21 protein-coding genes are annotated in these 20,751 nt (G+C 65.4%); 14 read left to right on the forward strand and 7 right to left on the reverse strand.

What is annotated here, in order from left to right; all coding sequences use genetic code 11:
* Positions 1-25: 25 nt before the first annotated feature.
* The 3 genes from tsaC to P5703_RS21970 form a co-directional block, all read right to left on the reverse strand.
* Positions 26-583, reverse strand: coding sequence for an L-threonylcarbamoyladenylate synthase type 1 TsaC (gene tsaC / locus P5703_RS21960; protein ID WP_279641091.1), 558 nt, complete (start codon positions 581-583; stop codon positions 26-28).
* A gap of 137 nt (positions 584-720) precedes the next feature.
* Positions 721-1,818 (reverse strand): DNA-processing protein DprA, encoded by a 1,098-nt coding sequence (gene dprA, locus P5703_RS21965; RefSeq protein WP_017245969.1) that lies wholly within the window; start codon positions 1,816-1,818, stop codon positions 721-723.
* Between the two features lie 86 nt (positions 1,819-1,904).
* Positions 1,905-2,930, reverse strand: a complete 1,026-nt coding sequence (locus P5703_RS21970; RefSeq protein WP_013981193.1) for a LysM peptidoglycan-binding domain-containing protein — start codon at positions 2,928-2,930, stop codon at positions 1,905-1,907.
* A 147-nt stretch (positions 2,931-3,077) separates the two neighbouring features.
* Between P5703_RS21970 and def the strand changes: the two genes are divergently transcribed.
* The 9 genes from def (at position 3,078) to P5703_RS22015 (ending at position 11,281) form a co-directional block, all read left to right on the forward strand.
* Entirely contained in the window at positions 3,078-3,584 is a 507-nt protein-coding gene (gene def / locus P5703_RS21975; protein ID WP_011911272.1) for a peptide deformylase, read from the forward strand.
* Positions 3,585-3,636: 52 nt separating this feature from the next.
* Positions 3,637-4,581: a methionyl-tRNA formyltransferase gene (fmt, locus tag P5703_RS21980; protein ID WP_017245968.1), complete on the forward strand. Its 945-nt coding sequence runs from the start codon at positions 3,637-3,639 to the stop codon at positions 4,579-4,581.
* Positions 4,578-5,900 carry a 16S rRNA (cytosine(967)-C(5))-methyltransferase RsmB gene (gene rsmB / locus P5703_RS21985; RefSeq protein WP_049325694.1) on the forward strand — a complete coding sequence of 441 codons (1,323 nt, stop codon included), beginning with the start codon at positions 4,578-4,580 and terminating at the stop codon, positions 5,898-5,900. Before fmt ends, rsmB begins: the two co-directional genes overlap by 4 nt.
* A 74-nt stretch (positions 5,901-5,974) precedes the next feature.
* Positions 5,975-7,348: a Trk system potassium transporter TrkA gene (trkA, locus tag P5703_RS21990; RefSeq protein ID WP_011911269.1), complete on the forward strand. Its 1,374-nt coding sequence runs from the start codon at positions 5,975-5,977 to the stop codon at positions 7,346-7,348.
* A 339-nt stretch (positions 7,349-7,687) separates the two neighbouring features.
* Entirely contained in the window at positions 7,688-8,545 is an 858-nt protein-coding gene (ehuB, locus tag P5703_RS21995; RefSeq protein WP_011911268.1) for an ectoine/hydroxyectoine ABC transporter substrate-binding protein EhuB, read from the forward strand.
* A gap of 119 nt (positions 8,546-8,664) precedes the next feature.
* Positions 8,665-9,324, forward strand: coding sequence for an ectoine/hydroxyectoine ABC transporter permease subunit EhuC (ehuC, locus tag P5703_RS22000; RefSeq protein ID WP_279642048.1), 660 nt, complete (start codon positions 8,665-8,667; stop codon positions 9,322-9,324).
* Complete coding sequence (gene ehuD / locus P5703_RS22005; RefSeq protein ID WP_014595316.1) at positions 9,321-9,980, forward strand: ectoine/hydroxyectoine ABC transporter permease subunit EhuD; 660 nt, start codon at positions 9,321-9,323, stop codon at positions 9,978-9,980. The genes ehuC and ehuD overlap by 4 nt, the downstream gene beginning before the upstream one ends.
* On the forward strand, positions 9,977-10,816 hold the full coding sequence (ehuA, locus tag P5703_RS22010) for an ectoine/hydroxyectoine ABC transporter ATP-binding protein EhuA (protein ID WP_020308638.1): 840 nt from the start codon (positions 9,977-9,979) through the stop codon (positions 10,814-10,816). The genes ehuD and ehuA overlap by 4 nt, the downstream gene beginning before the upstream one ends.
* 147 nt (positions 10,817-10,963) lie before the next feature.
* Positions 10,964-11,281: a tetratricopeptide repeat protein gene (locus P5703_RS22015; RefSeq protein ID WP_125864994.1), complete on the forward strand. Its 318-nt coding sequence runs from the start codon at positions 10,964-10,966 to the stop codon at positions 11,279-11,281.
* Positions 11,282-11,289: 8 nt separating this feature from the next.
* Here the strand turns inward: P5703_RS22015 and P5703_RS22020 are convergent, their stop codons facing one another.
* From P5703_RS22020 to P5703_RS22030, 3 genes are all read right to left on the reverse strand, one after another.
* A complete protein-coding gene (locus P5703_RS22020) occupies positions 11,290-11,556 on the reverse strand; it encodes a PilZ domain-containing protein (RefSeq protein WP_013981187.1) in 267 nt (88 codons plus the stop codon).
* 34 nt (positions 11,557-11,590) lie between these two features.
* Positions 11,591-12,478 carry a lysophospholipid acyltransferase gene (locus tag P5703_RS22025; RefSeq protein WP_020308639.1) on the reverse strand — a complete coding sequence of 296 codons (888 nt, stop codon included), beginning with the start codon at positions 12,476-12,478 and terminating at the stop codon, positions 11,591-11,593.
* A 99-nt stretch (positions 12,479-12,577) separates the two neighbouring features.
* The gene (locus P5703_RS22030; RefSeq protein WP_011911262.1) at positions 12,578-13,135 is read right to left on the reverse strand and encodes a DNA-3-methyladenine glycosylase I; all 558 of its coding nucleotides are present in this window, start codon (positions 13,133-13,135) and stop codon (positions 12,578-12,580) included.
* Between the two features lie 107 nt (positions 13,136-13,242).
* Here P5703_RS22030 and glyQ point away from each other — a divergent pair, with 107 nt between their 5' ends.
* Genes glyQ through P5703_RS22055 form a run of 5 tightly spaced genes read left to right on the forward strand, consistent with a single transcriptional unit; the run spans position 13,243 to position 18,952 of the window.
* Positions 13,243-14,190 carry a glycine--tRNA ligase subunit alpha gene (glyQ, locus tag P5703_RS22035; protein ID WP_003284253.1) on the forward strand — a complete coding sequence of 316 codons (948 nt, stop codon included), beginning with the start codon at positions 13,243-13,245 and terminating at the stop codon, positions 14,188-14,190.
* On the forward strand, positions 14,187-16,241 hold the full coding sequence (glyS, locus tag P5703_RS22040) for a glycine--tRNA ligase subunit beta (RefSeq protein WP_061374459.1): 2,055 nt from the start codon (positions 14,187-14,189) through the stop codon (positions 16,239-16,241). The genes glyQ and glyS overlap by 4 nt, the downstream gene beginning before the upstream one ends.
* 4 nt (positions 16,242-16,245) lie before the next feature.
* A complete protein-coding gene (gene gmhB / locus P5703_RS22045) occupies positions 16,246-16,788 on the forward strand; it encodes a D-glycero-beta-D-manno-heptose 1,7-bisphosphate 7-phosphatase (protein ID WP_013981184.1) in 543 nt (180 codons plus the stop codon).
* Positions 16,785-17,534, forward strand: a complete 750-nt coding sequence (locus P5703_RS22050) for a lysophospholipid acyltransferase family protein (RefSeq protein WP_011911258.1) — start codon at positions 16,785-16,787, stop codon at positions 17,532-17,534. The genes gmhB and P5703_RS22050 overlap by 4 nt, the downstream gene beginning before the upstream one ends.
* Before the next feature lie 47 nt (positions 17,535-17,581).
* On the forward strand, positions 17,582-18,952 hold the full coding sequence (locus P5703_RS22055; protein ID WP_125866712.1) for a GGDEF domain-containing protein: 1,371 nt from the start codon (positions 17,582-17,584) through the stop codon (positions 18,950-18,952).
* A 72-nt stretch (positions 18,953-19,024) separates the two neighbouring features.
* On the opposite strand, the gene ahpF is transcribed toward P5703_RS22055, so the two are convergent.
* Complete coding sequence (gene ahpF, locus P5703_RS22060) at positions 19,025-20,587, reverse strand: alkyl hydroperoxide reductase subunit F (RefSeq protein ID WP_125866713.1); 1,563 nt, start codon at positions 20,585-20,587, stop codon at positions 19,025-19,027.
* Positions 20,588-20,751: the final 164 nt, after the last annotated feature.

The following is a 20,751-nucleotide window of genomic DNA, read 5'->3' on the forward strand; positions in this document are numbered from 1 at the left end:
GCCGCGCCGCCGTCGATTCGCCGGCTCAGGCCGGACGAATCACCTCGCCGCTGCGCAGGTCTCGGATGACGCTGGGATTGCGCCGGCCGCCCAGCGCACCATTGAATACGGCGTCTAGCTGCTGCGGGAAATACTGTTCCACCCGCAGCCGCGAACGCGCTGCGGGCCGCCCGGCCGGGTTGGCCGAGGTCGACACCAGCGGCCCGGTCAGCGCGCAGAGGCGCTTTACCAGCGGGTGGTCGGTGACGCGCAGGGCCACGCTTTCATGCCGTCCGGTGATCCACTCGGGCAAGCGGCCGCGGTGCGGTACCAGCCAGGTGTTGGGCCCCGGCCAGGTCCCTGCCAGGCGATCCAGCCAGCGCTCCGGCAGGTCGTCCAGCAGGAAGTCGAACTGTTCCACGGTATCCGCGATGAGGATCAGGCCCTTCTCCACGGGTCGCTCCTTGAGCGCCAGCAGGCGCAACACCGCGTCTTCGTCCCACGGGTCGCAGCCCACACCCCAGACCGCTTCGGTCGGATAGGCGATCACCCCGCCAGCCCGGACCACCCGCGCCACCTGCTGCACACGCCAATCGCCAATCATGCCGACCTCTGCCTGGATGAAAAGCCGGCAGTGTACCCAAGGCGCCAGCCGTCGAGCAGGGGGCGATCGGGCCGATTCGCGACAGCCTGCAACAGTGAGCCGTTAAGCCTGGCACCGCCGCATCCAGCCGATGCTGGTTAGCGCATCAGCACCGACCAGAGTCCGTTGTCGCAGCTGACCTGACCCTCGATCTCCAGCTCGGTCAGTTGTGCCAGCACCTGACCCAGCGGCTGATCGAGCGCGGCCGCCAGCGCCTCGCTGCTGCGCGACGCCGCCAGCAGTTCGCGCAGCAATGGGTGATCCGTCTGCGGCGGCTTCGGCGCTTCAGCAGCCAGCGGTGCAAGGCGCTGCCAGCCGCGCAGGGCCTGCAGGACATCCTCTACCGACTCCACCAGCGCCGCGCCCTGGCGGATCAGCTGATGGCAGCCGCGTGCGCCGGGATGATGGATCGAACCGGGAATCGCATAGACTTCGCGGCCTTGCTCGGCGGCCAGACGCGCGGTGATCAGCGAACCGCTGGACGGACTCGCCTCGACCACCAGCACGCCCAGCGAAAGGCCGCTGATGATGCGGTTGCGGCGCGGAAAGTTGCTCGCTTGTGGCGGGCAGTCCAGCGGCAATTCGGACACCAGCGCACCGCCATGTTCGACGATCTGCTTGGCCAGGCTGAGATGGCGCTGCGGATACAGCCGTTCGATGCCGGTGCCGAGCACCGCGACGGTCTTGCCGTTTGCATCCAGCGCACCCTGATGTGCAGCGCCGTCGATTCCCAGCGCCAGTCCACTGGTGATGACGAAACCCGCGCCGGCCAGGCTGCGGGAAAAGGCGCGGGCATTGTCCAGGCCGTTTCGCGAGGCGCGGCGGCTGCCGACTACCGCCAGCTGCGGCCGTTCGAGCAAGGTCGGATCGCCGGCGACGAACAGCAGAGGCGGGGCATCCGGCAGCTCCGCCAGCAGGGCGGGATAGGCCGGATCGTCCCAGCAGATCACATGTCGACCTGGGGCTTGCAGCCAGGCCAGGGCGGCACTGGCCCGCTCGCGAATCTCGCTGCTGCGGCGCGGTTCGGCGCAGCTGACCGGCAGACCCAGGGAGCGCCAGGCGCTGGCCGGCGCACTGAGGGCCGACGCCGCATCGGGGAACGCACTGAGCAACCGCTGCAGGCGCCGCGGACCGAGTTCCGGCAACAGATGAAGACGCAGCCGGGCTTCAAGCTCGGCGGGGGAAATGGCAGGCATGGAAGACACTCCTTGTCTCCTGGCACCGCATCCTTGCGGTGTTATCGCAGCATGAAAAAGCCCCGCATTCGCGGGGCTTTCTTAGTTCAGGGGTTGCGGACCTTGTCCTTCACCGACAGCGAGCGGGTGGCCTGCAGCACCAGGCCGTAGCTGAGCTTGTCGTAGGTGCGGAACACCATCAGCAGACCGGAGCGCTCGTCCGGGATCTTCACGTTCTCGCCGGTCACGCGATCGCGCACGGTTTCGCCGGTCTTGTACACCGCCAGCACGTTGCCGTCCTGCAGACCGTCACGAGCACCTTTGTTCAGCGTGACCACATCGAACTGGCCGATCTGGGTGACGCCGCGCGGCACATCCAGAATCACGCCTTCGACCTGGGTGGACGGGGCGCTCGGCATAAAGGTGGAGTTGACCGCGCGCTCCTCGCCCGGGAACAGGCGATCACCGATGCGCGCTTCCTGGGTGGTCCGGGTCAGTTGCATGGTGGCGATGTCGCCTTCGATCTCGACGATCTCGACGGAGCCGACATCATCGGCGTTGATGCCGAGGAATTCACCGGTGTCCGGGTCGACGTAGGTCTTGCCCTGGCGGAAGATGCCGTAGGCCGGCATGTTCGCTTCGAACGCGCCGCGACCATAGATGCGATCGCCGGCGCCGCTGATCACGCGCTCGGCATTGCCGGCGACGATATACGGAGCGCCCTGGAACTGCTCGGCGGTGTCGATGATGCGGTTGCTCAGCAGGAAGCTGTTGATCGCTTCCAGCGGGATGGTCGGGATGGCCTCGGCCATCGGCGTGGTGCGTACGGTCGGCGACAACTTGATGGTGCCGCGCGAGGTACCGCGGTCCAGCACCAGTCGCGGCTGGCCGTCGACATAGACCAGGCTCAGGGTGTCGCCGGGATAGATCAGGTGAGGGTTGGCGATCTGCGGGTTGGCATGCCACAGCTCCGGCCATTTCCACGGCTCGCGCAGGAAGCGGCCGGAAATGCCCCAGAGTGTGTCGCCCTTCACCACGGTATACCGCTCCGGATGATTGTCCTTGAGCTGCACCGCGGCCTGGGCGAGCCCGCCGACCGCCACCAGCAGCAGGGCGAGTAGTGATTTCCTCATGTGGTGAATCCCTTTATTATGTGCCTTCACGTGAAGCGCCCTAGCGCCGCGGACCCATTTGGAACGCGGCATTAAGCCGTTTTCCATGCTGCTCGGCATCTTAGCAGCGGCTTTTGACTTTATTCCATAAGTGCATCACAAACGCATATGGCCATTCTGAACATCCTTGAATTTCCCGATCCGCGGCTGCGTACCATCGCCAAACCGGTGGACGTGGTCGATGACGGCATCCGTCAGCTGGTCGACGACATGTTCGAAACCATGTACGAAGCGCCGGGCATCGGCCTGGCCGCGACGCAGGTCAATGTGCACAAGCGCGTGGTGGTGATGGACCTGTCCGAGGACCGCTCCGAACCGCGGGTTTTCATCAACCCGGAATTCGAACCGCTCACCGACCAGATGGACCAGTACCAGGAAGGCTGCCTGTCGGTACCCGGCTTCTACGAGAACGTCGATCGTCCGCAGAAGGTGCGCATCAAGGCGCTGGACCGCGACGGCAAGCCCTACGAGCTGATCGCCGAAGGACTGCTGGCGGTGTGTATCCAGCACGAGTGCGATCACCTCAACGGCAAGCTGTTCGTCGACTACCTGTCCAGCCTCAAGCGCGACCGGATCAAGAAGAAGCTGGAAAAGATCCACCGCCAGCAGGCTTGATTCCCGAACCTCAAAGGCTTGCTACGGCAAGCCTTTTTCTTAGCGAGTCCCCATGACCCAGCCCTTGCGCATCGTTTTCGCCGGCACTCCGGAATTCGCCGCCCAGCACCTGCAGGCCCTGCTCGATGCGGGCAAATCGATCGTTGCGGTCTATACCCAGCCGGACCGCCCGGCCGGGCGCGGCCAGAAGCTGATGCCCAGCCCGGTCAAGCAGCTCGCCGTGCAGCACGACATTCCGGTGCTGCAACCGCAGACACTGCGTGATCCGGCGGCTCAGGCGGAGCTGGCCGCGCTGCAGGCGGACCTGATGGTGGTCGTGGCCTATGGTCTGATCCTGCCGCAGGCGGTGCTCGACCTGCCGCGCCTGGGCTGTATCAACAGCCATGCCTCGCTGCTGCCCCGCTGGCGTGGTGCCGCGCCGATCCAGCGCGCCATCGAAGCCGGCGACAGCGAGTCCGGGGTCACGGTGATGCAGATGGAAGCGGGCCTGGATACCGGTCCGATGCTGCTCAAGGTCAACACACCGATCAGTGACGAAGACACCGGCGGCTCGCTGCACGACCGTCTCGCCTTGCTCGGCGCGCACGCCGTGGTAAAGGCCGTCGACGCCCTGGCCGCCGGCACCCTGACGCCCGAAGTGCAGGACGACAGCCTGGCCACCTATGCGCACAAGCTGAGCAAGGACGAGGCGCGCGTAGACTGGACCCGCCCGGCAGTCGAGCTGGAGCGGCTGATTCGCGCCTTCAACCCCTGGCCGATCTGCCACAGCACGCTGAACGGCGAAACGCTGAAGATTCACGCCGCACGCCTCGGCGAAGGCCGCGGCGTGCCCGGCCTTATCCTCGACGCGAGCAAGGCAGGGCTGACCGTTGCCTGCGGTGAAGGCGCGCTGTCGCTGACTCGCCTGCAATTGCCCGGTGGCAAGCCGCTTGGCTTCGGCGACCTGTATAACAGCCGCCGTGAGCAGTTCGCCCCCGGCCTGGTTCTCGGCCAATGAATCCGCGCCTGGCGGCGGCCCGTGCGCTGAGCGTCGTGCTGTCGGGCAAGGCGTCTCTGGGCAGCAGCCTGCCGGAGGTCCTCGGCAAGGTGGACGCCCGTGATCGAGGTCTGACCCAGGAACTGGCCTTTGGTACCGCGCGCTGGCAGCCGCGCCTGGCGGGGCTGGCCAACAAACTGTTGCAGAAGCCGTTCAAGGCCGCCGACCGCGATGTCGAAGCATTGCTGCTGGTCGGCCTCTATCAGCTGCTGCATACCCGTATTCCGGCCCATGCCGCCATCGGCGAAACCGTCGGCTGCGTGGACAAGCTGAAGAAGCCCTGGGCCAAGGGGCTGCTCAATGCCGTGCTGCGCCGCGCCCAGCGCGAAGGTGAAGCACTGCTGGCCGAACTGGAACACGATCCGGTGATTCGCGTGGCCCACCCGCGCTGGCTGCAGAAGGCCCTCAAGGCACACTGGCCCGAACACTGGGAAGCCATCTGCGCGGCGAACAATGCGCATCCGCCGATGATGCTGCGGGTCAATCGCCGTCAGACCAGTCGAGACGTCTACCTGACCGAGCTGCAAACCGCCGGTATCGACGCCTTCTCCTGCGAATTCAGCGAAGACGGCATCCGACTCGCCAGCCCCTGCGATGTGCAGCAGCTGCCCGGCTTCGCCGAAGGACGGGTCAGCGTGCAGGACGAAGCCGCGCAGCTGGCCGCCGGGCTGCTCGATCTGGCGCCCGGCCAGCGCGTGCTGGACGCCTGCTGCGCTCCGGGCGGCAAGACCTGCCACCTGCTCGAGCGCGAGCCGCAGCTGGCCGGGCTGGTTGCGCTGGACCTCGAGCCCAAGCGTCTGGCGCGGGTACGGGAGAATCTCGAGCGTCTGCAGCTCGATGCCGAGCTGCTCGCCGCCGATGCGCGCGCCACCGCGCAGTGGTGGGATGGCAAACCGTTCCAGCGCATCCTGCTCGACGCACCCTGCTCGGCCACCGGCGTGATCCGCCGCCATCCGGACATCAAGCTGACCCGCCAGGCCGAGGACATCGCTCCACTGGCCGCACTGCAGGGCGAGATGCTCGATGCACTGTGGCCGACCCTGGAAGTCGGCGGCGTGCTGCTCTATGCCACCTGCTCGGTGCTGCCGACCGAGAACCGTGAGGTGATCGGTGCCTTTCTCGCACGCACCCCCGGCGCGCGCGAACTGGACCTGCCGGCCGGCTTCGGCCTGACGCAGCCCCACGGTCGCCAGCTGCTGCCGCAGCAGGACGGCCACGACGGCTTCTACTATGCCAAGCTGATCAAGATCGCAGCTCAACCGCGTGGCCATCATCAGTAAGCCGAACCCGGGCCGGCCAGGCTCGACCCCAACATGGACGCGGCAGCGGATGGCTGCCGCTCAGGAGTGACCGCGTGAAGATCATCATCCTCGGTGCCGGTCAGGTCGGCGGCACCCTCGCCGAACACCTCGCCAGCGAAGCCAACGACATCACCGTGGTGGACACCGACGGCGATCGCCTACGCGATCTCGGCGACCGCCTGGACATCCGCACCATTCAGGGCCGCGGCTCGTTTCCCACCGTGCTGCGCCAGGCCGGCGCCGACGACGCCGACATGCTGGTGGCGGTGACCAACAGCGACGAAACCAACATGGTCGCCTGCCAGGTCGCCTACACGCTGTTTCACACGCCGACCAAGATCGCCCGAGTGCGCGAGGCGGCCTATCTGGTGCGCTCGGGTCTGTTCAACAACGAAGCCATTCCGGTGGACGTGCTGATCAGCCCGGAACAGGTGGTTACCAATTACATCAAACGCCTGATCGAGCATCCCGGCTCGCTGCAGGTGATCGACTTCGCCGGCGGCAAGGCGCAGCTGGTGGCGGTACGCGCCTATTACGGCGGCCCGCTGGTGGGGCAGGAGCTGCGCCAGCTGCGTCGTCACATGCCCAACGTCGACACCCGCGTGGCGGCCATCTTCCGCCGCAACCACGCGATCCTGCCGCAGGGCGACACGGTCATCGAGGCCGATGACGAGGTGTTCTTCATCGCTGCCCGCGGCCACATCCGCGCCGTGATGAGCGAGATGCGCCGGCTCGACGAGAACTACAAGCGCATCGTCATCGCCGGTGGCGGGCACATCGGCGAGCGGCTGGCGGAGGCCATCGAGAGCCGCTACCAGGTCAAGATCATCGAGATGAACCCGGCACGCTGCCGCTACCTCTCCGATACCCTGGACAGCACCATCATCCTGCAGGGCAGCGCTTCGGACCGCGATCTGCTGGTGGAAGAGAACATCAACGAGGCGGACGTGTTCCTCGCCCTGACCAACGACGACGAGGCCAACATCATGTCCTCGCTGCTGGCCAAGCGGCTCGGTGCGCGCAAGGTGATGTGCATCATCAACAACCCGGCCTACGTCGACCTGGTGCAGGGCGGCGAAATCGACATCGCCATCAGCCCGCAGCTAGCCACCATCGGCACCCTGCTGACCCACGTGCGCCGCGGCGATATCGTCAGTGCACACTCGCTGCGCCGCGGCGCGGCCGAAGCGATCGAGGTGATCGCCCACGGCGACCCGCGCTCGAGCAAGGTGGTGGGTCGCGCCATCGAGCAGATTGCGCTGCCGCCAGGCACCACCATCGGCGCAGTGATCCGCGACGACCAGGTACTGATCGCGCACGATGACACCCGAATCGAGTCCGGCGACCACGTAATCCTGTTCCTGGTCGACAAGAAGCACATTCGCGACGTGGAGCGCCTGTTCCAGGCCGGCCTGACCTTCTTCTGAAGCCCGCCGCTTTTACCCGAACGGCCCGCCTTATGGTGGGCCGTTTTGTTTTCTCAATCAGGAAACCTGTAGCTCCGTTACGGCGTGTTTTCCATCATCCCCTTCAATTGCGTCAGATCGCGCCAGATGGCCTCAGATTTCCATTTTATGGGCAGCTTTTGTACCCTCCAGAATGACCGTCTCGTCAGGGCTTCGATTGAAGGAAGCTATGACCGCCGTAATGTTCACGGCACCTTGTCGCTTCGCAAGCGTCCTTTACTACGGTCAACGCAGTTACCACTCCTAGACAAATAACGATCCGATTCCTCGGGTCTCTACAAGGAACAGGAGAAACTCCCAATGAGGAACAGCCCCATCACGACAAGCCCCCGCCGGCTGCTGATCGCCTGTGCCGCCCTGGCCAGCATCGGTTTCGCCAGCGTCACCCAGGCCGATACCCTGGAAAAGATCAAGGACAGCAACAGCGTCCGCATCGGCTATGCCAACGAGACGCCTTTCGCCTATACGGCGCTGGATGGCAGTGTCACCGGCGAGTCGCCGGAAATCGTGCGCAAGGTCTTCGAGCGCATGGAGATCGGCACCATCAAACCGGTGCTCACCGAATGGGGCTCGCTGATCCCCGGCCTGCGCGCCGGGCGCTTCGACCTCATCGCCGCCGGCATGTACATCACCCCGGAACGCTGCAAGCAGGTGCTTTTCACCGACCCGCATTACCGCCTGCTCGACACCCTGCTGGTGGCCCAGGGCAACCCGAAGGAGCTGCGCAGCTACGAGGACATCGCCGGCAACCCCGAGGTGAAGATCGCCATCATGTCCGGCACGGTGAACCTGGGCTATGCGCGCAAGGCCGGCATCAAGGATTCGCAGATCCTCCAGGTCCCGGATACCACCTCCCAGCTGCAGGCGGTACGCAGCGGCCGCGCCGATGCCGCCATCGGCACCCAGCTGACCATGCGCGGGCTGGCGGCCAAGGCCAGTAACGATGTCGAGGCCATTGCCGACTTCGAGGACGATCCCGCGCGCGCCGGCTATGGTGCGCTGGCCTTCCGCCCGCAGGACGAAGCCCTGCGCGATGCAGTGAATGCCGAGCTCAAGCAGTGGCTGGGCAGCGAGGAGCATCTGAAAGCCGTGGAACCGTTCGGCTTCGACCGCTCCAACCTGACCGACAAGACCGCCGCCGAGCTCTGCGGCGCCTGAAGCCCGTCGGGCGGCCGGTTTGCTGCGCCGACCCGCCGCCCGCCTGCGAACGCTGACCAAGGCTGCGCCGCCGCTTGCGCAGCCTCGCTCAGCGCTCCGGACAACCGGATAGCGCCACCATGATCGAACTGCTCCCCCTGTTGCTGCAGGGCACCTGGGTCACCGTCAAGGTGACTGCCTTCGGTTCCCTGCTGGCCATCGCCTGCGCGCTGATCGCCGCGCTGGCCCGGCTCTCGCCATTGCCACCATTGCGCTGGCTGGCCGTCATCTACGTCGAGGTGTTCCGTGGCTCGTCGCTGCTGGTCCAGCTGTTCTGGCTGTACTTCGTGCTGCCGCTGCCACCGTTCAACGTCGAGATGAGCGCCTTCGCCGTGGCGGTGGTCGGCCTGGGCCTGAACATCGGTGCCTACGGCGCCGAGGTGCTGCGTGGCGCGATCCGCTCGGTGCATCGCGGCCAGCACGAGGCCTGCCACGCGCTGAACATGACGCCGCTGACCCGCATGCGCCGGATCATCCTGCCGCAGGCGCTGCTGGCGGCGATTCCGCCCGGCACCAACCTGTTGATCGAACTGCTGAAGAACACTTCGCTGGTGTCGCTGATCACCCTGTCGGACCTGGCCTTCCGCGCCCGGCAGCTGGACCAGGCGACCCTGATGACCCTGGAGATCTTCGGCCTGGCGCTAGTGATCTACTTCGTTCTCGCCCAGACGATCAACTTCGCCATGCGCAGGCTGGAACAGCGCCTGGCCCGTGGCCGGATGCGCGGAGGCCTGTCATGAACTTCTTCGACTGGGAATTCGCCCGCGAAATCCTGCCACGGCTGCTGGACGCCTCGCTGACCACCATCGGCATCGCCCTGGCCGGCTTCGCCATCGCCGTGGTGCTCGGCCTGTTTCTCGCCATCGGTCGGCGCAGCCGCCACCGCTGGCTGTCCTGGCCGGTCACCGGCCTGATCGAATTCATTCGCAGCACGCCGTTACTGATCCAGGTGTATTTCCTGTTCTACGTCTTCCCCAATTACGGCCTCAACCTCAGCGCCATGCAGGCGGGGATCATCGGTATCGCGCTGCACTACGCCTGCTACACCGCCGAGGTCTACCGCGCCGGCCTGGACGCGGTACCGCGCTCGCAGTGGGAAGCGGTCACCGCGCTGAACATGAAGCCCTGGACCGCCTACCGCGACGTGATCCTGCCGCAGGCGTTGCGCCCGGTACTGCCGGCGCTGGGCAACTACCTGATCTCGATTCTCAAGGACACGCCGGTGCTGTCGGCGATCACCGTGGTGGAAATCATGCAACGAGCCAAGAACATCGGCTCGGAGAGCTTCCGCTACCTGGAGCCGATCACCATGGTCGGCGTCTTCTTCCTCATTCTCAGCCTCGGCCTCGCCTGGTGCGTGCGCCGCCTGGAACATCGCATGGAGCTGGCCCGATGAATACGCCAATGCCCGCCACAGAAGAATCGAACACCGCCGCCGTGGCGGCCGCAGCGCCGGCGCAGCCGATGGTGCGTTTCGCCAGCGTGACCAAGCGCTATGGCGAGCTGACCGTACTGGAGGGCCTCGACCTTGATGTCCAGGAGGGCGAGAAGGTTGCCATCATCGGCCCCAGCGGCTCGGGCAAGTCGACCCTGCTGCGGGTGCTGATGACCCTGGAAGGCATCGACGACGGGCTGATCGAGGTGGACGGCGAACCCCTGACCCATATGCCCGACGGCCATGGCCGACTGGTCCCGGCCAACGCCCGTCATCTGCGCCGGGTGCGCGGCAAGGTCGGCATGGTGTTCCAGAGCTTCAACCTGTTCCCGCATATGAACGCGTTGCAGAACGTCATGGAAGCCCCGGTTCAGGTGCTCGGACTGAGCAAGCGCGAGGCGCGCGAACGGGCCGAGGAGCTGCTGGCGATGGTCGGCCTGGAGGACAAGCTGGAGCATTTCCCGGCGCAGCTGTCCGGCGGCCAGCAGCAGCGCGTGGCAATTGCGCGGGCGCTGGCCATGCGACCCAAGGTGATGCTGTTCGACGAAGTCACCTCGGCGCTGGACCCGGAGCTCTGCGGCGAGGTGCTGAGCGTGATTCGCCGTCTCGGCGAGGCGCACAACCTGACCATGCTGATGGTCACCCACCAGATGGGCTTCGCCCGCGAGTTCGCCGACCGCGTATGCTTCTTTCACCAGGGTCGGATCCACGAGCAGGGCAGCCCGGACGCGCTGTTCAACAACCCGCAGGAAGAGCGCACCCGGGAGTTTCTCAGCGCAGTCAACGAAGCCCACTGAGATGCCACGCGGCTGTCACGCGGCGCGCTCAAGATTGCGCGCACCCGCTAAGACCAATGGCGTATGCTGACCATCTTGCCGGGCAGTCGCTTTGCACTACAGTGGAGGGGACTCCCTGGGCGCCCGTGCTCCAATCAAGGTCCGATCATGCTCGAATCGCTGGAAAAGATGCTCTCTCAAGGCATGGACAATCCGATGCTGCGCTTCGGACTCGGCAAGGGCTACCTGGATGCCGGTCAGCCGGGCAGGGCGGCGCAGCACCTGCGCCGCTGCGTGGAGCTCGATCCGAGGTACTCGGCGGCGTGGAAGCTGCTGGGCAAGGCGCTGCAGGCCGATGGCGACAAGCAGGGCGCCCACGAGGCCTGGGAAAGCGGCATCGCCGCAGCGAACGCTCGCGGCGACAAGCAGGCGGAAAAGGAAATGAGCGTCTTTCTGCGTCGGCTCGACCGCCTTACACCTGACTGAGCGCCCGCTCAGTCCTCGCGCAGGAACTGCAGGCCGATCCCCTCGGCATCGACCCGCATCACCACCATCCGCAGTTCCGGCGCTGGAATCGGCAGGTCCTGAACCTGACCGGTCACCTCGTCGCCAGGCTTCAGCACTACCAACTCCGGATGCCGCACATAGACGCCACCATCGGACAGGTCGCGGGTGTGGGCGAACACCTCGCCGAAGGCCGGATGGGTGATGCGAATACGGCACTTCATGTTGGTACGTGGATGCTGACGCTGGTTGCGCATGGGTTCGTCCTTGTTGGTTCTTGTTCTGGCCTGATCAGTACCAGCGCTTTTCGCCGGCGGGGCGCTTCTTGAAGCGCTTCATCGTCCACATGTACTGGCTGGGGTAGGCCCGCACGTACTTCTCGATCATCGCGCTCATGGCCGCCACGCCGGTTTCGGCGTCCTCGCTATACATCCCTTCGGGCGCCGCCTCGAGGATCACCTTGTAGCCCGAACCGTCCTCCAGGCGCAACGCGTGAAGAAAAACGCCGACCGCCTTGCCGCCCGCGAGCATGCCGGGCACGAACTTGCTGGTCAGCGCCTGGGTGGCGAAGAAAGGCGCGAACAGCCCGCTGCCTTCGCTCGGTTCCGGATCGGCCGGGATGCCAACCGCGCCGCCACGACGGACTTCCTTGATCACGCTGAGGATGCCTTCCCGGGTCGAGGGCGCGACCCGGTTGCCCAGCTGCACGCGCTGCTGCTGCAGCAACTCGTCCACCGCCTTCAGCTTTGGCGGCCGGTAGAAGATGATCGGCTTGCACTGCGCGCAGTAGAAATGGTTCAGCACTTCCCAGTTTCCCAGGTGGCTGGTCATACCGACCACCCCCTTGCCAGACGCCAGCGCCGCCTGCAGCACCTCGAGGCCTTCGACTTCGCGAATCAGCCCGAGGGTCTTCTCAGCCGGCCAGATCCAGGCGCAGGCGCTTTCGGTGAAGGCCATGCCGGTCTGCCGCAGCGTCTTTCCGAGCAGCACATCCAGTTCGGCGGCACTCAGCTCGGGAAAGCACTTGTGCAGGTTGATCCGCGCCACCTCGCGCGAGCGGTTCGGCAGCTTCCACATGAGCCAGCCGATCACCGAACCCAGCCCCTGCACCATGCGCCAGGGCAACCGGGCGAAGAGTCGCAGGGAACCGACGACCAGGGCACCTTTGAGCTTTTCCACACCGCACTCCGAAATTTTCAGGTCGCCTAGTCTACCTGCATCGGGCGGCGGCGTTCAGGCGCGACGCAAGCAATGGCGCATATCTTGGTGGCATACGGCTCAATCTCCGCCGACCAGCGCGGCATGCCGTTCGCAATCGATCAGATGGTCCATCACCATGCCGCAAGCCTGCATGTAGGCATAGCAGATGGTCGGGCCGACAAAGCTGAAGCCGGCTTTTTTCAGCGCGCGGCTCATGGCCTCGGCCTCGGGCGAGACCGCCGGCACCTGATCCAGGCGCTCGAAGCGATTGATCTTCGGTTCGCCGCCGACGAACGACCAGACGAACCCTACCGGATCCTCCAGCTGCAACCAGGCACGCGCGTTGCTGCGCGCCGCCTCGAGCTTGCGCCGGTTGCGGATGATGCCGGGATCCTGCATGCGCTCGTCGATCTCGGCATCGCTCATGCGCGCCAGGCGCTCGGCATCGAAGCCGAACAGCACCTGCCGGTAGCGCTCGCGCTTGCGCAATACGGTGATCCAGGAAAGCCCCGCCTGAAAGGCCTCGAGCAAGAGGAATTCGAACAGCACCTGCGGATCGCGGGCCGGTACGCCCCATTCGCGATCGTGGTAGTCGATGTACAGCGGATCCGTGCCGCACCAGGCGCAACGTGGCATGTGGTCTCCTTGCGCAGGGCTCGTCCGATGGCCGAAACCATCGCAAGCGCAGCCATGCGGGGGGTATACTTCGAGGCTTTCTGTCGAAGCCCAGCACAGGTGAAATTTTGAGCCAGACTACGCCTGCCGTGCGCACCTTCCAAGACCTGATCCTCGCCCTGCAAAGCTACTGGGCCGAGCAGGGTTGCGTGGTCCTGCAGCCCTATGACATGGAAATGGGCGCCGGTACATTCCACACCGCCACCTTCCTGCGCGCCATCGGTCCCGAGACCTGGAACGCCGCCTACGTCCAGCCTTCGCGCCGCCCGGCCGACGGCCGCTACGGCGAGAACCCCAACCGCCTGCAGCACTACTACCAGTTCCAGGTGGTGCTCAAGCCCAACCCGGACAACATCCAGGACCTGTACCTGGAGTCGCTGCGCCGCATCGGCGTCGATACCTCGGTGCACGACGTGCGCTTCGTGGAGGACAACTGGGAATCGCCGACCCTCGGCGCCTGGGGTCTGGGCTGGGAAGTCTGGCTCAACGGCATGGAAGTCACCCAGTTCACCTACTTCCAGCAGGTCGGCGGCGTCGAGTGCTACCCGGTCACCGGTGAGATCACCTATGGCCTGGAGCGCCTGGCCATGTACCTGCAGGGTGTCGACTCGGTCTACGACCTGATCTGGGCCGACGGTCCGTTCGGCACCGTGACCTATGGCGATGTGTTCCACCAGAACGAGGTGGAGCAGTCGACTTACAACTTCGAGCACGCCAATGTGCCGAAGCTTTTCGAACTCTTCGATTTCTACGAGAGCGAAGCCAACCGGCTGATGGCCGCCGAGCTGCCGCTGCCGGCCTACGAGATGGTGGTCAAGGCGTCGCACACCTTCAACCTGCTCGATGCCCGTCGCGCCATTTCGGTCACCGCGCGCCAGCAGTACATCCTGCGCGTGCGCAGCCTGGCCCGTTCGATCGCCCAGAGCTACCTGCTGGCCCGCGCCAAACTCGGCTTCCCCATGGCCACGCCCGAACTGCGTGACGAAGTGCTGGCCAAGCTGGAGGCTGCAGAATGAGTGCACTGGATTTCCTCGTCGAACTGGGTACCGAAGAACTGCCACCGAAGGCGCTCGCCAAGCTGGCCGAAGCCTTCTGCGCTGGTATCGAGAAGGGCCTGAAGGACGCCGGCCTGGGCTTTGCCAAGGCCCAGGCCTACGCCGCACCGCGTCGCCTGGCCGTGCTGGTCGAGCAGCTGGCCACCCAGCAGCCGGACCGCAGCATCAACCTCGACGGCCCGCCGATGCAGGCCGCCTTCGACGCCCACGGTGAGCCGACCCAGGCTGCCCTGGGTTTCGCCCGCAAGTGTGGCGTGGACCTGGCCGAGATTGACCGCAGCGGGCCCAAGCTCAAGTTCAGCCGCACCATCGAAGGTCAGCCCGCCACCCAGCTGCTGCCGGGTATCGTCGAGGCTTCGCTGAACGACCTGCCGATTCCCAAGCGCATGCGCTGGGCCGCACGCAAGGAAGAGTTCGTCCGTCCGACCCAGTGGCTGGTGATGCTGTTCGGCGAGCAGGTGATCGACTGCGAGATCCTCGCCCAGCGCGCCGGTCGCGAATCCCGCGGCCACCGCTTCCACAGCCCGGGTCAGGTGCATATCTCCAAACCCTCCAGCTACCTGGAAGACCTGCGCGGCGCCCATGTGATCGCCGACTTCGCCGAGCGCCGCGAGCTGATCGCCAAGCGCGTCGAGCAGCTGGCGTCCGAGCAGAACGGCAGTGCCATCGTGCCGCCGGCGCTGCTCGATGAGGTCACCGCCCTGGTGGAGTGGCCGGTGCCGCTGGTCTGCTCGTTCGAGGAGCGTTTCCTCGAGGTGCCGCAGGAGGCGCTCATCTCCACCATGCAGGACAACCAAAAGTATTTCTGCCTGCTGGATACCAACGGCAAACTGCTGCCGCGCTTCATCACCGTGGCCAACATCGAATCGAAGGACCCGGCGCAGATCGTCTCGGGTAACGAGAAGGTCGTGCGTCCGCGTCTGACCGACGCCGAGTTCTTCTTCAAGCAGGACAAGAAGCAGCCGCTGGAACGCTTCAACGATCGTCTGAAGAACGTGGTGTTCCAGGCCCAGCTCGGCACCGTGTTCGACAAGGCCGAGCGCGTCTCGCGCCTGGCCGGGCTGATCGCCGAGCGCACCGGCGGCGACAAGGCGCGCGCCATGCGTGCCGGCCTGCTGAGCAAGGCCGACCTGGCCACCGAGATGGTTGGCGAGTTTCCGGAGATGCAGGGCATCGCCGGCTACTACTACGCGCTCAACGAGGGCGAGCCTGAGGACGTTGCACTGGCGCTGAACGAGCAGTACATGCCGCGTGGCGCCGGTGGCGAGCTGCCGAGCACCCTGACCGGTGCCGCGGTGGCAGTGGCGGACAAGCTCGACACCCTGGTCGGGATCTTCGGCATCGGCATGCTGCCGACCGGCTCCAAGGACCCCTATGCACTGCGCCGCGCTGCCCTCGGCGTGCTGCGCATCCTCATCGAGAAGCAGCTGGACCTGAACCTGGTCGAGGCGGTGAACTTCGCCATCGGCCAGTTCGGTACCCAGGTCAAGTCGGCAGGCCTTGCCGATCAGGTGCTGGAGTTCATCTTCGACCGCCTGCGTGCGCGTTACGAGGACGAGGGCGTCGACGTCGCCGCCTACCTCTCGGTGCGTGCCGTGCAGCCCGGTTCGGCGCTGGACTTCGATCAGCGCGTGCAGGCGGTGCAGGCCTTCCGCACCCTGCCGGAAGCCGAGGCGCTGGCCGCGGCGAACAAGCGCGTCTCCAACCTGCTGGCCAAGTTCGAGGCCAAGCTGCCGGAAGCGGTCGAACCTCGCTGGTTCGACAACGCCACCGAGTTCTCACTGTATTCGGCGCTCCAGCAGGCCGAACAGGCCGTGCAGCCGCTGGCCGCCGCACGCCAGTACCGAGAGGCACTGGAGCGTCTGGCGCACCTGCGTGGTCCGGTGGATGCCTTCTTCGAGGCAGTGCTGGTCAATGCCGAAGACGCTTCGGTACGCGCCAACCGTTACGCCTTGCTGGCCCGGCTGAGAGGATTGTTCCTTGGCGTTGCCGATATTTCCGCACTTGGCTAAGCCCGTGAAGCTGATCGTGCTGGACCGCGACGGCGTGATCAACGAGGACTCCGACGAGTACGTCAAGTCGGTGGAGGAGTGGATTCCCATTCCCGGGTCGCTGGAGGCGATTGCGCGGTTGTGCAAGGCCGGCTGGACGGTGGCGGTGGCCACCAACCAGTCCGGCGTGGCGCGCGGCAAGTTCGACCTGAGCACCCTCGGCGACATGCACTTCAAGATGCAGCAGCTGGTGATGGGGCAGGGCGGGCGCATCGACCTGATCGTGCATTGCCCCCACGGCCCGGACGATGGTTGCGACTGCCGCAAGCCCAAGCCCGGGATGTTTCGCACCATCGCCGAGCACTTCGGCCTGGCCGATCTCAAGGGCGTTCCGGTGGTGGGCGACAGCCATCGCGATCTGCATGCCGGCATGCTGCTGGGTGGCGTCCCCTACCTGGTCAGGACCGGCAAGGGCCTGCGCACTCTGGAAGGTACGCTGCCGCCGGGTACGCAGGTATTCGATGACCTGGCCGCCGTAGTCGATCATCTACTCGAGAGTTCTCGATGAGCCTCCTGTTTCCCCTCCGCATAGTGCTGTTCTATTTCCTGCTGGCCTTCACCGCCTTCGTCTGGTGCCTGGTGAGTCTGGTGTTCGCGCCCTTCATGGCGTTTCGTGCCCGCTATCGCTTCGTGGTGCAGAACTGGTGCCGCTGCGCCATCTGGTTGGGCAAGACGCTGGTCGGCCTGCGCTACGAAGTGCATGGAGCGGAGAACGTACCGGCGCGTCCCTGCGTGATCCTGGCCAAGCACCAGAGCACCTGGGAGACCTTCTTTCTTTCGGCCTACTTCGAGCCGCTGACCCAGGTGCTCAAGCGCGAGTTGCTGCGGGTGCCGTTCTTCGGCTGGGCGATCATGCTGCTCAAGCCCATCGCCATCGACCGCGACAACCCAAAGGCGGCGCTGCGCCAGGTCGCCAAGCAGGGTCACGAGCGACTGGAGCAGGGCGCCTGGGTGCTGATCTTTCCGGAAGGTACCCGTGTACCGGTCGGCCAGCCGGCCAAGTTCTCCCGCAGCGGCGCTGCGCTGGCAGTCAATGCCGGACTGCCGGTGCTGCCGATCGCCCACAACGCCGGCATGTTCTGGCCCAAGGCAGGCTGGGGCAAGCGCCCCGGCACCATCCAGGTGGTCATCGGCCCGCCGATGATGGCCGAGAGCGAAGGCCCGCGCGCTGTCGCCGAACTCAACCAGCGCGCCGAAGACTGGGTCAACGCGCAAGTCAGTCAGCTCGAAGTACAGGGTCGTCCGACCCACTGATCAACGCCGGGGCCGGCAGGGACGCCCGCCCAACCTAGCGAGTCCCTATGCAGCAAATACCCAACCATCAGCTGGTCGCCGAGTGGCTGCGCCTGCTGGACGGCTATCCGGCCGAAGCCGCCGCCGCTCTGCAGGCGGTGACCGCCGAGAAGAGCCAGGAACTGGCCGAGCACTTCTATTCGCAGATGCTCGCCGATCCCCATTCGGCCAGCTTCCTGTCCCACGATCAGGTGAAGAACCGCCTCGGCAAATCGATGCAGAAGTGGATCGTGACGGTCTGTTCATCGACGGCCCACAGCGACCTCAATGCCGTGATCGACCTGCAGCGCAAGGTCGGCGACATCCACGCCCGTATCGAGATACCGGTCAGCCTGGTGCTGCGCGGCTCCCGCTCGCTCAAGGGTCGCCTGCGCCAGTTGCTGGAACAACGCGAGCTCGCCGAGCCGATCAGGCGCAAGGCCGCGCGCATGGGGGCCGACCTGATCGACCTGGCGGTGGAGATCATCTGCTTCGCCTATTCCCAGTCCCATGACCGCAACTCGCGAGCCGAGGAAGCCTATCGGCTGTTCTCCGTCTCGCAGAACATCGGTGTCGAGAAGGAGCGCCAACGCGCGGCACTGCTGGACTGGGAGAACCAGCTGATGTTCGACCTGGCCATCGGCAACCTTACCGGCACGCTGCCGCAGCTGGCCGGCTCCGAGTTCGGCCTGTGGTTCCGCCACAAGGCTTCCCATGCCTTCCAGGGCTCGCCGGAGAGCGCGAGCATCCTCGAATACATCACGCAGATCGATGAAGAGCTCAAGGCCATCGCCACGCTGGACGATGCCGCCGGACGCCTGGGCAAGCTGCATCAGATCCGCGAGCAGACGCGCTCGATCAAGTTCCTGCTCGACAGCCTGTTCGAGCAGGCCAACGATCTGGAGGCTGGCCGTGATGTCCTGACGCGTCTGCTCAATCGAAAATTCCTGCCGGTGGTGATGGCCAAGGAAGTGCTCTACGCGCGCCAGTCGAACAACACCTTCGGTGTGCTCGCCATCGATGTCGATCACTTCAAACGTATCAACGACACCCATGGCCACGACGCCGGCGACCAGATTCTTCAGCAAGTCGGTGCGCTGCTGGCGAGCAACACCCGCGGCGGCGACTATGCGTTCCGCCTGGGGGGCGAAGAGTTCCTGCTGGTGCTGGTGGACATCGATACCAACAAGGCGCTGACGGCTGCCGAGAAACTGCGCGAACGCATCGCCCGCGAGCACTTCCGCCTGTCCAGCGGCGAGGTGCTGCAGGTGACGGTCAGCATCGGTATGGCGGTGCACGACGGTCACCCCGACTACGAACGCCTGCTGCAACAGGCCGACCAGGCGCTCTATCAGGCCAAGCACGGCGGGCGCAATCGCTGCGTGCTATACGCCGGCTGAAGCAACGCCGACCGTGAACGCGAAAAAGGGGAGCAACCTCAGGGTTGCTCCCCTTTTGTTTGCCGATCCCGATCAGGCCGGCGCGGAGGTGCGGATCAGGTGATCAAAGGCGCTCAGCGAGGCCTTGGCGCCTTCGCCGACGGCGATCACGATCTGCTTGTACGGCACCGTGGTCACGTCACCGGCGGCGAACACGCCGGGGATGCTGGTCTGGCCCTTGGCGTCGACGATGATCTCGCCGAAACGCGACAGCTCCAGGGTGCCCTTGAGCCATTCGCTGTTGGGCAGCAGGCCGATCTGCACGAAGATGCCTTCCAGCTCGACGCTGTGCACCTCGTCGTTGGTGCGGTCCTTGTAGACCAGGCCCGTGACCTTCTGGCCGTCGCCCTTGACCTCGGTGGTCTGCGCCATCTTCAGCACGCGGACGTTGGGCAGGCTGTTGAGCTTGCGCTGCAGCACGGCGTCGGCACGCAGGTCTTCGCCGAATTCCAGCAGGGTCACGTGGGCGACGATGCCGGCCAGGTCGATGGCCGCTTCCACGCCAGAGTTGCCACCGCCGATCACCGCCACGCGCTTGCCCTTGAACAGCGGGCCGTCGCAGTGCGGGCAGTAGGCGACGCCACGGCCGCGGTATTCCTGCTCGCCGGGCACGTTCATCTCGCGCCAGCGCGCGCCAGTGGCGAGGATCAGGGTCTTGGCCTTGAGCTCGCCGCCATTGTCGAACCGGACGCGATGCAAGCCGTCTTCGCCGGCCGGGATCAGCTGGCTGGCGCGCTGCAGGTTCATGATGTCGACCTCGTACTCGCGCACGTGCTCTTCCAGCGCGCGGGCCAGTTTCGGGCCTTCGGTTTCCTTCACCGAGATGAAGTTCTCGATGGCCATGGTGTCCAGCACCTGACCGCCGAAGCGCTCGGCCGCGACGCCGGTGCGGATGCCCTTGCGCGCGGCGTAGATGGCCGCTGCGGCGCCGGCCGGGCCGCCGCCGACCACCAGCACGTCGAAGGCGTCCTTGCCCTTGAGCTTCTCGGCATCACGGGCGCTGGAACCGGTGTCGAGCTTGGCGAGGATCTCTTCTTCGCTCATGCGGCCCTGGGTGAACAGCTCGCCGTTGAGGTAGATGCTCGGCACCGACATGATCTGCCGCGCTTCGACTTCGTCCTGGAACAGCGCGCCGTCGATGGCCACGTGCTTGACGTTCGGGTTGAGCACGGCCATCAGGTTCAGCGCCTGAACCACGTCCGGGCAGTTCTGGCAGGACAGCGAGAAGTAGGTTTCGAAGCGGTAGTCGCCGTCGAGCGCCTTGATCTGCTCAATGACTTCCGGTGCGGTCCTCGACGGGTGGCCACCGACCTGCAGCAGGGCCAGCACCAGCGAGGTGAATTCGTGGCCCATGGGGATGCCGGCAAAACGCAGGCTGATGTTGCCGCCGATGCGGTTGAGCGAGAACGACGGCTTGCGCGCATCGTCACCGTCGGTCTTCAAGGTGATCTTGTCGCTGAGGCCGGCGATGTCCTGCAGCAGGCTCAGCAGCTCCCGGGATTTCTCGCCGTCATCGAGGGACGCGACGATCTCGAAGGGCTGGGTGACCTTCTCCAGGTAGGCTTTCAACTGGGTCTTGAGATTGGAATCCAACATTGGCGACTTACCCCGTCAAAGTGTATTGGCCCTAGGGGCTCTTAAGATGAATGACTCGAATGGGGCAAACTCTACTCCGCAGTAGGGCTATTCCGAAATTGATTAAAACAGTCGCTTCGATTTGATCTGTCTATGCTGAAAACGAAAACCCCGGCCGAGGCCGG

This window comes from Stutzerimonas sp. FeSN7 (assembly GCF_030263795.1).
Classification (GTDB): domain Bacteria; phylum Pseudomonadota; class Gammaproteobacteria; order Pseudomonadales; family Pseudomonadaceae; genus Stutzerimonas; species Stutzerimonas stutzeri.